The sequence below is a fragment of the Amycolatopsis benzoatilytica AK 16/65 genome (genome assembly GCF_000383915.1).
In the GTDB taxonomy this organism is placed as follows: Bacteria; Actinomycetota; Actinomycetes; order Mycobacteriales; family Pseudonocardiaceae; genus Amycolatopsis; species Amycolatopsis benzoatilytica.
The window spans coordinates 2,799,713-2,814,755 of record NZ_KB912942.1 but is presented as its reverse complement, the minus strand read 5'-3'; the positions used below and the strand labels follow the sequence as shown (position 1 = coordinate 2,814,755).

Here is a 15,043-nt window from a genome sequence, read left to right as displayed (position 1 = left end):
CTTTCGTCCTTTCAGCGGAGGATTTCGTAGTGCAGGTGCGTGACGCCGGGTGCCGGCACGGCGTCGACGAGCCGAAGCCGGACCTGCTCGGGGAGTTCGCGGAAGAACGCGCGTCCGCCGCCGAGCAGGAGCGGCACCTGGTGCAGGATCACTTCGTCGACCAGCCCGGCTTTGATCGCCTCGGTGACCAAGACGCCGCCCATCAGCGCGACGTCCTTCTCGCCGGCCGCCGCCCGAGCGCTTTCGACGGCCTCCTGCACGGTCGCGGCCCAGGTCTGGGTTCCGCTGAGCTCGGGCACTTTCTGGTGGCTGACAACGAACAACGGCGCGCTCGGATGCGGCCCGCCGCCCGCGAAATGGCTGGAGTGGGTGTAGGTCGCATGCCCGACCACGGTAGCCCCGACCCGGCTCGCGAGGCTGTCGAACACCTTCGCGCTGGGCGCGGCGAGCTTGAAGCCGTCGAAGACAGTGCTCGGGGTGTCGCCGGTGAAGTACCAGTCGAAGAGCGTTCCCGCGTCGCCGAGCCCACTGCCGGTTTCGTCGGCTCCTTCGGGGCGGCGGCCACTGATGTAGCCGTCGACGGAAACGGACAGTGCGCTGAACACTTTGGTCATTCCGAAGTCCTTCTGCTCAGACAGCCTGCGGAAAATCGAAAACGCGGCCGGGGTCGTAGGTGCGCTTGATCTCGGCCAGCCGTCGGTGGTTGGCCGCGTGGTACGCCGCCGCCGGGTCGCGCAGCGCGAGGTCGGGAAAATTCGGGTACACGCGGCCGGTGCCTTCGGCGTGCGCGACCGCCCAGGACTCGTCCACCCACGGATCGCCCGGCTCGGCGATGTGCTCGAGCAGGTACCGGGTACTCCGATGGGCGAACGCGGTGGCCTCTTCGGCCACCCGGTTGTACGCGCCGCCCATCGCGGTGAACGCGAGTCGCCGGTCGCCGCTTAGCCGCTGCAGAAGCGTCCGGACAGTACAGCCGGACATCGGTCGGGAGAAGAACTCCGACCGGATCCGCCGCGGCTCGTCGTCCGCATCGAGGCCGGCAAAGGAGGACTTCACCGTGCTGTAGGGCGTGCTCGGGCTGAAGCTGATCGCATGCGGAAGACCGGCGAGCGCGGCGAAGTCGCGAAGAAGTGCGGCGACCGCTTCGGGCGTGCCAGGGGGAGCGACGGCGGCTCCGAACAGTGTCGCGCTGCCGGAGTCGAGCGTGAGGTTCAGCGTGAGCCAGTCGGGCGCGTCCGGAGCCCAGTCCTGCCAGGCTGCGACGAGCCGTTCGGTACCGGCGCAGCTGCCGTGGATCCGGTACGCGCTCGGCTCCGCCACCGTGGCGAACCGGAACTCCGTGACGATGCCGAACTGGCCGCCGCCGGCACCGCGCAGCGCCCAGAACAGGTCGGGTTCGCGCTCCTGGTCGCAGGCGACGACGCTGCGGTCCGCGAGCACCGCCTGCGCACCGACGAGCCGGTCGCAGGTGAGCCCGTAACGGCGGCCGAGCATTCCGATGCCGCCGCCGAGCGTCACTCCGGCGACGCCCACGGTGTCCCCGCACCCCGCGGGAATGGTCTGGCCGACGTGGTGCAGCGCCGTGTACAGCGGCCCGAGCCGGGCACCCGCGCCGACCGTAGCGGTTCCGCCGGCGACGCTGATCCGGTCCAGCGGAGAAAGATCGAGCACGATGCCGTCGGTCGACGACCGGCCGGCGAAGCAGTGCCCGCCCCCGCGCGGCACGACGCGCTCCCCGGTCGCGGCGGCGTACGCCATCGCAGTGCGGACGTCCGACACCGAGTGGCATCGCACGACCAGCCGCGGCCGCGCACACCGGACGGCGGGGAGGCCGGCCTCGTAGGCCGGGTCGCCGGGGGCGAGGACGTCGAGCGCACTCAGGTCGGTCACGGACCGGACGCTACGGATTCGCCGGAGCCCTTTCTTGAACGAATCGCGCATGGCGAGAATCAGGCATGGCGAGGATCAGGACGCGGGGCGGTCGTCGCGTCCCGGCGAGTCGTGCGCGGCCATCGCGTCCGGCGAACCGCCCATCATCCGCAGCATTTCCCTGCCGCCGGTGCGGAAGAACCGGACCAGCAGCACCGCGGCGAGAAGCAGGAACGCGATGTTGAGCCAGGTGGTGTAGTTCCAGGAGATGCCCTCGGACAGCACGGTCGCCGAGCGTTCCCGCGGGATCAGGCCGAACGTGCCGAACAGCAGCTCGACCAGATAGCCGGCGCCGACCATCGCGGCGTAGAAGATCCCCAGCAGCGCCAGCGTCATCCGGATGCCGTAGTACTTCCGGTAGATCGCGAGGATCGGCAGGATCAGCAGGTCGGCGAAGATGAACGCGACGACGCCGCCGAAGCTGATGCCGCCGTTCCACAGCACCGCCGCGAGCGGGACGTTGCCGATGGAGCAGACGAACGAGAGGATCGCGACGACCGGCCCGATCAGCGGCCCCCACAGCGCGGACGCCAGCGGGTGCCCGGTGAAGAAGAACGCCTGCCAGAACGAATCCGGCACCCACGCCGCGACCGCGCCGGCGATCAGCAGCCCGACGACCAGATCCCGCAGGATCGCTGCCCATTCCATGGTGAACACGTGCGCGACCGAGGTGAATCCGGCCGGGGAGAACAGCCGCCGCCGGAACGAGCCTTCGCCCGGCACGGACATGTCCATCGCGGCGTGCCCTTCCATCGAACCGGCCAGCCCTCGCTCCGCCTGCTCCCGGGCCTGCGCGAGCAGCCGCTTCCGCACCAGCACCCGGAAGAGCACCGCGACCAGGACGATCATCAGCGGGCCGCCGACGAACTCCGCGGCGGTGAACTGCCAGCCCAGCAGCAGCGCCATGATGACGCCCAGCTCGACCACCAGATTGGTGGAGCCGATTTCGAACGCCATCGCCGCGGTGAAGTGCGCGCCCTTGCGAAACAGCGACCGCGCCAGCGCGACCGCCGCGTAGGAGCACGACGAGGACGCCGCGCCGAGCAGGGACGCCACCGCGAGGGTGCGCGGCCGGTCGTCGCCGAGCAGCCGGACGATCGTGGCTTTCCGCACCGCCGCCTGCACCACCGCGGACAGCAGGAATCCCAGGATCAGGGCCCAGAGGATCTCCCAGGTCATGGACCCGGCCACCGCCAGCGCGTGCCCTATCGCGGACATCGTCAACGCACCTCCTCGCCCGGCCGGATACCCGTCCCGGGCAACGGTACTCGCCCCGGTCGGAAACTTTCTTCTTTGCCGGGCACCAGATTCCATGGCGTCCTTCGCTCGCGCGGCCGTCCGCCCGCGAGCCAGACTGTCCGATGTGGACCCCGCAGCCGGTGTCGGATCGACGGATCCGGTTGCGGTTCTTGATCTTCGGCCGCGCATCGACGGGATTTCCCGACCGGATCCGGCCGCCGAACGTCAAGTTCCCACCGGCCGGTCGTGGGCGAGGCCACCGTCGCGCGAAGGGGGCGCGCCGATTAGTGTCTGACGCCATGCACGATGCGCCGACCGACCCGGACAGACCCACTGTGGTCCTGCTTTCCCCGGAAGCAGGGTCTCCGGAGGAGGGCCCGGTGTTCGTCGACGGCAGCGGACAGCGGCGCAGCCGCGTGCGGCGATTCGGATGGTTCCTGGCCGCGCCCGCGCTCGCTTACCTCGTTCTGCTGGTCAGCACGTTGCTCGGCGGACCAGGACTGCCGCGCGCAATCCTGCCGCTGCCGGACTCGGCGCTGCCCGGCAACCATGCTGCGCCGGAACAGACCGAAGCGCCGGGCTCGACCGCGCCGACGAGCAGTCCGGCCGTGCATTCCCGGGCGCCCGAAGCGTCGCGCACCACCCGGCCGGCCGCGGTCGGGACGACGCCCGCGGGCGCACCGGCGCTGACCACCGCGCCCGCTCCGCCGAGCACCGCACCGTCGGCGTCAGCACCGGGCCGGAATCCGACATTCACCCCGCCGGGGCAGACAAAACGCGCGACTCCGACGAAGAAGGCGTGACCGCACCGACATGAACAGAACTCGCCGACCGAGCGGGCGTCATGTGCGCGTGCGCGACGTGCCGCCGCGGACGCATTGGCTGCTGCTGGCCGTTCTCGTGGTCACGCTCAGCTGCGCGCTGCTGATCGAGGGGTACACGCAGCACCGGTTCGGCAGCACACCGGACGGGGCGGGCCAGTCCCAGGGCAGCTCGGGCCAGGTTCCCGCGTCGGTCTCCGCGGGCGGGCCGGTGGTTTCGCTGGAGAACGGGCAGCCGCGGACCGCCCGGCCGCGAGCCGGGACCGTCGCGCTGACCTTCGACGACGGGCCGGACCCGGAGTGGACCCCGAAGATCCTCGAAGTGCTGCGCAAGCACCAGGTCCATGCGACGTTCTTCATGGTCGGCACTCAGGTGGTCGCCGAGCCCGGACTGGTCCAGCAGGTCGTCGGCGACGGCCACGAGGTGGGCGTGCACACCTTCACCCATCCGAACCTGGGCCTGATCCCCGCTTGGCAGCGGACGGTGCAGCTGCGCGAAACGCAGCTCGCGCTGGCCGGTGCCACCGGCCGGACCACCACGTTGCTGCGGCCGCCGTACTCCTCGGTCAACGACGCCTTGGACGACGCCGACTGGGCCGCTGTCCAGCAGGCCGGTGCCGACGGCTACCTGACGGTGCTGACCACCCGGGACACCGAGGACTGGCAGCGCCCGGGCGTCGACCGGATCGTGGCGGGCGGCCTGGCGGACGCGAAGGCCGGCCAGGTGGTGCTGATGCACGACGCCGGCGGCGACCGGTCGCAGTCGGTGGCGGCGCTCGACCGGCTGCTCACCGAGTACCAGCGGCAGGGAATCGCGGTGGGCACGGTCAGCTCCGCGACCGGGCTGACCGGGGCGATGAAACCGGCGTCCTGGGCCGAGCACTGGCTCGGGCTCGCGCTGATCTGGATCCTGACCGGCAGCGGCTGGCTTTTGAACGTGCTGAACTGGCTGCTCTACGCAGCCGGAGCGTTGAGCGTGCTCCGCGCGGCGGTGACCCTGGCGGCCGCACGGCGGCACAAGCGGACAGCGCAGCCCTGGCAGAGCGCGGGGCCGGTGACCGAGCCGGTGACCGTGATCGTGCCCGCCTACAACGAGAGCGCCGGGATCGAGGCCGCGGTCCGTTCGCTGGCGGCGTCCGACCATCCGGTCGAGATCCTGGTCGTGGACGACGGCTCCACCGACGGCACCGCCGACCTGGCCGAAGCGCTGCGGCTGCCTCGGGTCCGAGTGATCCGGCAACGCAACGGCGGCAAACCGGCCGCGCTCAACACCGGCATCGCGCACGCGTCGTGCCAGCTGGTGGTGATGGTCGACGGCGACACCGTCTTCGAGCCGGACACGGTCCGGAAGCTGGTGCAGCCGTTCGCCGACCGACGGGTCGGAGCGGTTTCGGGCAACGCGAAGGTGATCAACCGGGGCGGCTTGCTCGGGCGGTGGCAGCACATCGAATACGTGGTCGGCTTCAACCTGGACCGCCGGCTGTTCGACCTCGCCGAATGCATGCCGACCGTCCCCGGTGCGGTCGGCGCGTTCCGCCGCTCGGCGCTGCGTCGCGCGGGCGGCGTGCCGGACAACACCCTGGCCGAGGACACCGACCTGACGATGGCACTGAGCCGCGACGGCTGGCGCGTCGTCTACCAGGAGGAGGCGATCGCCTGGACCGAGGCGCCGGCTTCGCTGGGCGCGTTGTGGCGCCAGCGTTACCGCTGGTGCTACGGCACCATGCAGGCGATGTGGAAGCACCGGGCCGCGCTGCGGCAGCGCGGCCAGGCCGGGAAGCTGGGCCGTCGAGGTTTGGGCTACCTGCTGCTGTTCCAGGTGCTGCTGCCGCTGCTCGCCCCGGCGGTCGACGTGTTCGCGCTGTACGGCCTGATCTTCCTCGACCCGGTCCGGGTGCTCGGCGTGTGGCTCGGGTTCCTGCTGCTGCAGCTGTTCATGGGCCTGTACGCGTTCCGCCTGGACGGCGAGCGACCGGGTCCGTTGTGGAGCCTGCCGCTGCAGCAGTTCGTCTACCGGCAGCTGATGTACCTCGTTGTCATCCAGTCCGCGGTGACCGCGGTCGCCGGGGCGAGGCTGCGCTGGCAGCGGATGGAACGATACGGGTCCTTGCCCGGATCCGGCGGAGACCGGAACACGGCCGGACCCGCCCGCGCGGGGCGCTGACCGGTTCGCTTGCGCCGAACGGGTCAGCGGCGCGGCGGCGGCCGTCGCCGGCCGGCGAGGAACGGGGCGTAGGACGCGAAATGGTCGTGGCCGCACGCGCACCGGTCGAGATCGCCGCCGAGTAGGCGGCTCGGGGTCAGCCCGGTCAGCCGGAGGCACTCTCGGCTCAGGTGCGCTTGGTCGGCGTACCCGGCGTCGATCGCCAGCCCGGCGGTGCCGTCGGCGCCGCGACGTCCGGACGCGACGGCACCGGACTGCGCCAGCGCCAGAAAGCCCTGGAACCGCAAGGTCCGCTGAAGGACTTTCGGGCTCATCCCCACCGCGTGCAGGCACCGCCGCCGGAGCTGGCTGACCGAAAGCGACAGATGCTCCGCCACCGCGTCGACCCCGAGCGGGTGCCACGGCATCAGCACCTGCACCGCTTCGCCGACCAGCCGGTCCGGACCACCCGCCCGGCGAAACTCGCGGACGAGGTGCCGCTGGAGCGCCGTCAGCGCTTCGGCGGGCGTTCGCGCGAGCGCGACGGCTTCCTCGACCGGGTCCGCTGCCCACAGCTGGGCAAGCCCGAGGTGCTGATCGGCGAGTTCGTCCAGCCCGGCGGGCAACGGCGGAGCCGCCCCCGGCCGGAACCGGACCCCGACGATGGTCGTATCCGGCGGGATGACCTCGACCTGGGGCGCGGTCAACGGCCCGAGCAGCCGCGGAGCGCCCCCGACCGGCCAATGGATTTCGACGCCGCCGGTCGGCAGATGCCGTTGCACGTAGGGCTCGCCCCCGGTGCGCTGCAGCCAGACCGTGCGAACGACGCCGGCCAGTTCCGGCAGCGGCGGACGTTCGAGGTACTCGACCATCTTCGTACCGAACCGGCCGGCGGGCCGTTCGTCAAGCCCGCCGGCCGGTTCGGCCTCAGTACTCGCGGATGCGGTCCGGGAACGAGGTGACGATGTTGTTGTTCTTGTCGACCACGATCTTGAGGTGGTCGAGGTCGAACCGTTCCCGGACGTAGTTCCCGTTCGCGTCCCGCTGGTAGACGATGTTGCCCTGCCGGTCCCGGACGATGTCCGCCTTGCCGGTGCTGTGGTCGAACGGCCCGCGCTCCGGGATCCGCTCGTCGATGAACCCGACCTTCTTGTCCATCGGGACCGTGTAGACCGTGCGGTCGCCCTGGACTTCCTTCGTGATGCCCTTGTCGCCGTTCTTGACCTTCGCCCAGGCGTTGTCGGTCACCTTGACGACCTTCTCCTTGGTCCACGGGTTTCCGTTGGGCGTGCCGAAAATGCCGTGCTCGCTCTTGCCCGGGACCATGTCGGTGTGCAGGTCGACGTGGTCGACCCGGCTCTTCTCGCCGTTCTTGCCTTCCATCTTGCCGTAGCGCAGGCCCTGCTTCGAGGTGCCGGTCTGCCCCTTCTTCTCGTTGCCCTTCAGCTTGAGCGGGTCCTTGCAGCCGCCCTTGAGGCCGAACGGGTCGCTCCAGGTGAGCGGGTTCGGCACGTACGCGTGCGTGTCCAGCCCGCCGTCGAGCCCGGTCGGGTCGGCGCTGAGGTAGGAGGCGCTGCCCGGGTCGTAGTAGCGGTGGCGGTTGTAGTGCAGGCCGGTCTCGGCGTCGAGGTACTGGCCGGGGAACCGCAACGGCGTCGACGGGCCGGATTGCACGGTGCGGGGCGCGCCCCACAGCGTTTCGTCGCGGCGCCAGGCGATCTGCCCGGCCTCGTCGACGAGTTCCGCCGGCGCTCCCAGGAAGTCCGCGACGATCGCGTGGAAGCGCTCGTCGACGCACGCGGCCCCGTCGTACGCGCGATCGGTCTGCGCCACCGGGGTTTCGTCGCCCGGATGCCACTCCCAGGTCGTGCTGCGCGTCCGGCCCGCCGGGGTGGACTCGATCTGCTCCACGAGCAGGTCGCCGCTCCACACGAAGCGGGTCTCGGACACGACCGTTTCGCCTTCGAGGCGCTGCTTCGCGACCCGGCGGCCGAGCGCGTCGTAGTGGTATCGCCACTGCTGCCCGGCCGGGGTGGTGACGCCGACGAGCCGGTCTTCGCCGTTCCAGCGGTACGTCCAGCCCTCGCGGTGCACGAGCCGTCCCTGCGCGTCGAACTGGCCGGCTCGCTGACGCGGCAGCGTCACCGTCCCGGTCCGGTCGTACCGGTACTGCTCCGGATCGCCCGGGCCGCGCACGCCGACGACGCGGCCCATCCGGTCGAGCGCGAACTCGCGCCGGCCGCCCACCAGCTCCTCGACCGCGGAAATGGCGTTGTCGGCCCGGAATTCGTACCCGCGGCGCTGCGCGACGGAATCCGGCCCAGTGGCGACGGTCTGGCTGCGCAACCGGTGGCGCGGGTCCCATTCCTGCGTCAGCTCGGCGGCGCCGAACCCGCGCCAGATCTCCCGGCCCGCCGCGTCGTGGCGGAACCGGAGCGCTCGCGGGCCCGCCGCCAACGCGGTGGGCCTGCCCCGGCCGTCGTAGTCCCAGCGGCTTTCCACTCCGGCCGGAGTCCGCCGGCTCAGGAGATTGCCGGCGAGGTCGTAGCCGGTGGCGACCGTCGTGCCGTTGCAGGTCTCGGACACGACCCGGCCGAGCGGGTCGTGCGCGAACGACACGTCGGCACTGCTGTTCACGGCGCGCACCAGGCGGCCGGCCGCGTCGTAGGAGTAGCTGCTGACGTCGTCGGCAGTGCGCTTCTCGACGAGATTGCCCCGCAGGTCGTAGGCGTAGGCGGTGACCTCGCCGAGCGCGTTGGTGCGCGCGACGAGCTGTCCCGCGGCGTCGTAGGCGTAGGTCAGCACCCGCCCGTCGAAGTCGACTTCGCGGACCTTCCGTCCTTCGCCGTCGTACTCGAACCGCCAGGTCCGGCCCTCGCCGTTGGTGGCGGCAGTCATCCGGAGCTCGGCGTCGTACTCGACGCGCAAGCGGCTGCCGTCCGGCATGATCTGGGTGACCGGCAGGTCGAACGCGCCGTAGTCGACACGGGTGGTTCCGCCCAGCTCGTCGACCTCCTCGCGCACGTTGCCCTCGCCGTCGTAGACCCGGCGCTGCACGGACCCGTCCGGCGCGGTCCGCCGCCAGCCGGCGCCCTCGACGGTCCACGCGTACTCGTAGGTGCCGCCGAGCTCGTCGGTCTCGGCGGCGATCCGGCCCAGCGCGTCGTAGGCGGTGCGCCTCGTGGCGCCCAGCGGGTCGGTGATCGCGACGGGCCTGCCGAAGGAGTCGGATTCGATGTGCGTGCGGTTGCCCAGCTCGTCGACGACCTCGCGCACCGCGCCGTCCTCGCCGACGACGTAGCGCAGGGTCGCGCCGAGCGGGCCGTGGATCGCGGCCAGGCGGCCGTCTTCGTCGTATTCCCGGCGCCACACGGCACCGTCCGGTTCCACAGTGGACACCAGCCGGTGCTCGGAGTATTCGAACAGGCGGCGGGCGCCGTCCGGGAACGTGTGCGCCACCAGGTCGCCCTGCTCGTCGTACTCCCACCGCGTGGTACGGCCCAGTTCGTCGGTCCGCGCGACCATCCGGTCGAAGCGGTCCCACTCGAAGAGCGTGACGCCGCCGAGCGGGCTCACCTCGCGCACAAGCTGGAAGTCGGCGTTCAGGTGGAATTCGGTGGTGTTGCCCAGCGAATCGGTCGCGGTGTTGACCCGCGCCTCGCGGTCGTAGGCGAAGGTGTAGGACAGGTGGCCGTCGGCTCCCGTCCCCGAGACGCAGCGGCTGTGCTCGTCGTAGACGAACTCGTAGGAGCGGCCGTTGCGGTCGGTCCAGCGCACGACGCGGCCCAGTTCGTCGTAGCCGTAGCGCATCGACTGGCCAGACGAGTTCGTCACGTCGGTCAGCCGCAGGTCGCGGTCGTAGCGGTAGCGGACCAGCTCGGTCCGCTCGTCTTGGTCCGATTCGCCGAGCAGCGTGAGCGCGGTGACGAGGCCCTCGAAGGTCTCCACGCCGATGCGGGTGCCGCCGGAGTGCCGGATCTCGGCGAGCACGCCCGCCTCGTCGTGGCAGAAGTGGATCCGGTGCCCGTCGTTGTCGAAGATCGCCGTCAGCGGCAGCCGTCCGTTGCCGTCCGGCGCGAAGTACAGCATTCGCTCCAGGTCCGGCTGCTCGATGACGTAACCGCCCTCGGGCGAGCGCTTGAGCGGCCAGTGCGGACCGCTGACCGGGAGCACTGGATCGCCGGTCGCCGGGTAGACCAGGAAGGTGCCGTCCTCGGCGGCGAAGCCGATCTCGCCGTCCTCGATCTCGAGCCGCTGGTCCAGAGTGGACGCCCAGCTGCGGCCGAACCGGAACCCGGCGCGGTAGGTGGAGAAGTGCATGCGGGTCAGCACCAGCGGCAGCGCGCCGGCGAGCACCACATCGGTCTCGGGCAGCATCATCCGGCCGGTGGTCATGTCGATCGGGTCGCCGCTGCCGGGACGGCATTCGCCCGGGGTGGAGTTCTCCTCCGGCGGCTGGTTGTTCTTCTTGATCGAGTTGTCGCCGTCGCGGGTGCCCGGGCCGTCGGGACCGCCGCGCTCGCCGGTCTTGCCGCCGGCGCCCGACGCCGTGGTTCCGTCGCCGTCCTTGCCGCCGGTCGAGTCCGGGCCGTCGCCGCCCTTGTGCTCGTTGGCGGGCGGATGGTCCTTGCCGCCGGACGGGTGGTCCTTCGCCCCGGACGGCGTCGTGCCGTCTCCGCCGTGCGGCGCGTCGCCGCCCTTGGCTCCGGACGGGTGCATCGTGTCGATCTTGCCCGGATTGGGCTTCGGGCCCTTCGGCCCGGACTTGAGGTTCTTCAGGGACTTCGCGGCGTCGGCGAACAGCTTGCCCGCCTCGCCCAGCAGCTTGCCCAGCGACTTGATCGCCTTGATCAGGTTCTTGCAGAGTTCGGCGATCTGCTTGGCGGTCTTGGCCACCAGATTGACCACCTGCGGAACCACCCAGGTCAGCCCGATGCCGAGGGTGAACAGCACCTGCAGCGCCCAGGAGATCATGTGCCCGACGACCTGGGCGATGATGTCCCGCACCAGCATCCGCACCGCGCCGACGACCTCGCCGCCGGTCTTCACGCCTTTCGACGCGCCCTCGCACGCCTTGCTGGCGCCTTCCAGCGTCTTCGCCATGTCCTCGGCCTGCTTGCGGTAGGCGTCCGCGGCGGTGCCGGTCCAGGACTGCAGGTCGGTCTTGACCTGGTTCGCCAGTTCGGCCGAGACGTCCCCGACTTCCTTCGCGACGTTCTTCCAGGTCTCCGCGCACGCCGCGATCTGGTCCGGGTCGCCGGTGAGCGAGTTGAGCGCCTCCTTGAGCGGCCCGACGTGCTCCATCAGCCAGCCCACGCCGGCGGCCAGGATCGACCCGAACGGGTCCATCGCGATCCCGATGGCGTCCATCCCGGCGCCCACGGCGCCCATCGCGACCGAGGCCCAGTTGCCGGACTCGATGCCGTCCTTGATGGCCTGGCCGCTCTCCAGAATGGTGATTCCGGAGAAGGCTGTGGTCGAGTCCTTCTTGTCCGCCACCAACGGGTTGGACACGGGCACAACTCCTGTCGTCTGTTCCGGGAATCGCCCGGCGGTTCGGACGCGGGCCAGCATTCCGGCCGGTTCCGCTGAACGGTTCCGTTCTGCCCGTTCCGGGGGACTCCGCGGGCGGCGGTCGCGGGTCTCAGAGCGGGGTTCGGGAAGCCCGGGCAAGCCGGTTCGGGTGCGCGGGCGACGGAGGTCCATCGGGTGGCGAATGCTGACAGGGTCCGAGAGCGGGCAGATCCTCCGTAGTCTGGCAAAGCGAGGAGACTATCAGGACGCAACCGCCCGGACGGACGACGGCGAGCCGCTCGCGTGTCGCGATCGCGGGGCAGCCGACGTCGCCTGAACCGGACTCCGCCGCGGTGCGGCCAGCATGTCTTTCCCGGCCGCGGGAGCGCCGCCGGGCCTCAGCCCAGACAGCGCAATAGCGCGGCTACCGCCGGTGCCGGGTCTCCGGCCGCATGGGTCGCCTCGATCTCCCAGGCCGGACCGCCGTGGGCGAACCGGCGTCCGGTGAGGTCAGGAAACTTCGCCGCCGCCGAGGCGGGCAGCACGCAGGCGCCCAGGTCGTGCCGGACCAGCTCGGCCGCCGCCGCGACGTCGGTGACCTCGTGCAGCACGGTCCGGCGCACCCGGGCGGCGCGAAAAGCGCGGTCGGTGGCTTCCCGGATCGCCCACCCCGGTGCGAAATCGATCACCGCGGCGCGCGCGGCTTCCGCCGCAGGCACCGGGCGATCGGCCGCGCGCTGTCCCGTCGAGCTGAGCAAGACCATGTCTTCGCGCCCGAGCGGCCGGCTCACCAGCCCGTCGCCGGTGACGCTGCCGGACACCGCCACCAGGACGTCCACCGCGGATTCGAGAACGGCAGATCGCAGCCGTCCCGGCGGCGCCGACCGCACCTGCACCCGGACGCCCGGGTGATCGCGGCGCAACGTGCTGAGCGCGCGGTGCGGCTCGGGCCACGCCCCGGGCATGACGCCGATCCGCACCTCGCCGGCGATTTCCCACCTCGCTCGGTCCACAGTGGCCCGCGCCAGGTCGGCCGCTTCCAGCGCGGTCCGGGCGGCCGGCAGGAACGCCTTGCCCGCCGGGGTGAGCGAAACCCGGTGGGTGGTGCGTTCGAACAGCTCGACGCCGAGGTCGCGTTCCAGCGCGCGGACCACGGTGGACACTGTCGACTGTCCCGTGTGCAGCCGTTGCGCGGCAGCGGTGAAACCGCCCTCCTCGGCCACCGCGATCACGGTTTCCAGCTGCCGCAGGTCCATCCGTCCTCCTGAGTGGCACCGTTCTTCGAGGATTTCCCAGTGGCAGAGTCGCGGCCGCTAGTCCGCCTCTGTCAGCACCTCCCGCACCAGCCGGGCCGTTTCGCTGGGCGTGCGCCCGACTCGGATTCCGGCGGCTTCGAGCGCCGCCTTCTTGGCGGTCGCGGTGCCGGCCGAGCCCGACACGATGGCTCCCGCGTGCCCCATTGTCTTGCCCTCCGGCGCGGTGAACCCGGCGACGTATCCGACGACCGGCTTGCTGACCTGCTCTCGCACGTACTCCGCGGCGCGTTCTTCGGCGTCGCCGCCGATCTCGCCGATCAGGACGATCACATCGGTGTCCGGGTCCTTTTCGAACGCCTCGACCGCGTCGATGTGCGTGGTGCCGATGACCGGGTCGCCGCCGATGCCGACGCAGCTGGAGAAGCCGATGTCGCGCAGTTCGTGCATCAGCTGGTAGGTGAGCGTGCCGGACTTGGACACCAGCCCGATCCGGCCCGGCCCGGTGATGTCGGCGGGGATGATGCCCGCGTTCGAGCGGCCCGGGGAGACGATGCCCGGGCAGTTCGGGCCGATGATCCGGGTGCGGCTGCCTCGGGCATGCGCCCAGAACGCGGCTGCGTCGTGCACCGGAACGCCTTCGGTGATCACGACGGCGAGGCCGATTCCGGCGTCGACCGCCTCGATCACGGCGTCTTTGACGAAGGGCGGCGGCACGAACAAGACCACGGTGTCCGCGGCGGTTTCCGACATCGCCGCGGCCACGCTGCCGAAGACCGGCAGCTCGCGGTCGTCGACCGGCACCAGCTGGCCCGCTTTCCGCGGGTTCACCCCGCCGACGACGTTCGTGCCCGCGGCCAGCATCCGCCGGGTGTGTTTGAGGCCCTCGGCTCCGGTGATGCCGGAGACGACGATGCGGCTGTTCTGGTCCAGGAAGATCGCCATCGGTCAGTCCTTCCCCGTCGCTGCCAGCTCGGCCGCTGCGCGAGCGGCGTCGTCCATCGTTTCGACCACCGTGACCAGCGGATGCGCTGCCTCGGCCAGGATTTGCCGGCCCTGCGCGACATTGTTTCCGTCGAGCCGCACCACCAGCGGCTTCGTCGCGCGATCGCCCAGCAGCGCGAGCGCTTTCACGATGCCGTCGGCCACCGCGTCGCAGGCGGTGATGCCGCCGAAGACGTTCACGAAAACGCTCCGCACCGCCGGATCCCCGAGAATCACGCCGAGCCCCGCCGACATCACCTCGGCCGACGCACCGCCGCCGATGTCGAGGAAGTTGGCCGGACCGGCCGCACCCGCCTGCTGGGCGGCTGCCGCGACGACGTCCAAAGTGGACATCACCAGTCCGGCGCCGTTGCCGATCACGCCGATGTCGCCCTGCAGTTTCACGTAGTTGAGGCCCTGCTCCGCGGCTTGGCGCTCCAGCGGATCGCCGCCGGCGGCGTCCTCCGGCCGGTCCGGATGGCGAAACGCGGCGTTGTCGTCCAGGGTGACCTTGCCGTCGAGCGCGACGATCTCCCCGGTACCGGTACGCGCCAGCGGATTCACTTCGACCAGAGTGGCGTCCTCCGCCGCGAAGACCTGCCACAGCCGAACCAGCACGTCCGCGACCTCGCCGGGAAGCCGGGCCGCGTCGACGATCTCGCCGGCTTTCGCCCGGGTGATCCCGGTCCGCGCGTCGACCGGCACCCGCACGAGCGATTCGGGCCGGGTCGCGGCGACTTCTTCGATGTCCATTCCGCCGGCAGCCGACGCCATGGCGAGGAACGTCCGGTCCGCGCGGTCGAGCAGATAGGAGACGTAGTACTCGTCGGCGATGTCGCTCGCCTCGGTCACGAGGACGCGCTGCACCCGGTGGCCCTTGAGGTCCATGCCGAGAATGTCGTCGGCGACCTGCTCGGCCGCATCCGGCGAGGCGGCGATCTTGACACCGCCCGCCTTGCCTCGGCCGCCGGTTTTGACCTGTGCCTTCACTACGACGGCACCGCCGATCTCGGCCGCCGCCGACCGCGCCTGTTCGGGAGTGTCGGCGACGCGGCCGCGGGGGACCGGCACGCCGTGCGCGGCGAAGAGGTCGCGCGCTTGGTGTTCGAAGAGATCCATCGGGGGTCCTTCCTGCGCTGAGTGAGCTAGGGGGAGGGGAA

General features: G+C 71.1%; 10 protein-coding genes. 2 read left to right on the top strand and 8 right to left on the bottom strand.

From position 1 onward, the window contains the following. Window positions 1–11 precede the first annotated feature (11 nt). From AMYBE_RS0112935 to AMYBE_RS0112925, 3 genes are all read right to left on the bottom strand, one after another. Entirely contained in the window at window positions 12–614 is a 603-nt protein-coding gene (locus tag AMYBE_RS0112935; protein ID WP_020659805.1) for a dihydrofolate reductase family protein, read from the bottom strand. Between the two features lie 16 nt (window positions 615–630). Next, complete coding sequence (locus AMYBE_RS0112930; protein ID WP_245573189.1) at window positions 631–1,890, bottom strand: FAD-binding oxidoreductase; 1,260 nt, start codon at window positions 1,888–1,890, stop codon at window positions 631–633. 75 nt (window positions 1,891–1,965) lie between these two features. Then, window positions 1,966–3,147, bottom strand: a complete 1,182-nt coding sequence (locus tag AMYBE_RS0112925; RefSeq protein ID WP_020659803.1) for a permease — start codon at window positions 3,145–3,147, stop codon at window positions 1,966–1,968. Between the two features lie 320 nt (window positions 3,148–3,467). Here AMYBE_RS0112925 and AMYBE_RS0112920 point away from each other — a divergent pair, with 320 nt between their 5' ends. Continuing rightward, entirely contained in the window at window positions 3,468–3,971 is a 504-nt protein-coding gene (locus AMYBE_RS0112920) for a hypothetical protein (RefSeq protein ID WP_154676185.1), read from the top strand. Between the two features lie 49 nt (window positions 3,972–4,020). Next, a complete protein-coding gene (locus AMYBE_RS0112915) occupies window positions 4,021–6,153 on the top strand; it encodes a bifunctional polysaccharide deacetylase/glycosyltransferase family 2 protein (RefSeq protein ID WP_245573188.1) in 2,133 nt (710 codons plus the stop codon). A gap of 23 nt (window positions 6,154–6,176) precedes the next feature. Here AMYBE_RS0112915 and AMYBE_RS0112910 read toward each other — a convergent pair whose 3' ends face one another. The 5 genes from AMYBE_RS0112910 to sucC all read right to left on the bottom strand — a co-directional run bounded on the left by AMYBE_RS0112910 (window position 6,177) and on the right by sucC (window position 15,002). Further along, complete coding sequence (locus tag AMYBE_RS0112910; RefSeq protein ID WP_020659800.1) at window positions 6,177–7,004, bottom strand: DUF6597 domain-containing transcriptional factor; 828 nt, start codon at window positions 7,002–7,004, stop codon at window positions 6,177–6,179. A gap of 55 nt (window positions 7,005–7,059) precedes the next feature. Further along, window positions 7,060–11,646 (bottom strand): RHS repeat-associated core domain-containing protein, encoded by a 4,587-nt coding sequence (locus tag AMYBE_RS41570; RefSeq protein ID WP_051124685.1) that lies wholly within the window; start codon window positions 11,644–11,646, stop codon window positions 7,060–7,062. A gap of 398 nt (window positions 11,647–12,044) precedes the next feature. After that, window positions 12,045–12,902, bottom strand: coding sequence for a LysR family transcriptional regulator (locus AMYBE_RS0112900; protein ID WP_020659799.1), 858 nt, complete (start codon window positions 12,900–12,902; stop codon window positions 12,045–12,047). A 57-nt stretch (window positions 12,903–12,959) separates the two neighbouring features. Continuing rightward, window positions 12,960–13,844, bottom strand: a complete 885-nt coding sequence (gene sucD, locus AMYBE_RS0112895) for a succinate--CoA ligase subunit alpha (protein ID WP_020659798.1) — start codon at window positions 13,842–13,844, stop codon at window positions 12,960–12,962. Window positions 13,845–13,847: 3 nt separating this feature from the next. Further along, window positions 13,848–15,002 carry an ADP-forming succinate--CoA ligase subunit beta gene (gene sucC, locus AMYBE_RS0112890; protein WP_020659797.1) on the bottom strand — a complete coding sequence of 385 codons (1,155 nt, stop codon included), beginning with the start codon at window positions 15,000–15,002 and terminating at the stop codon, window positions 13,848–13,850. Window positions 15,003–15,043 lie beyond the last annotated feature (41 nt).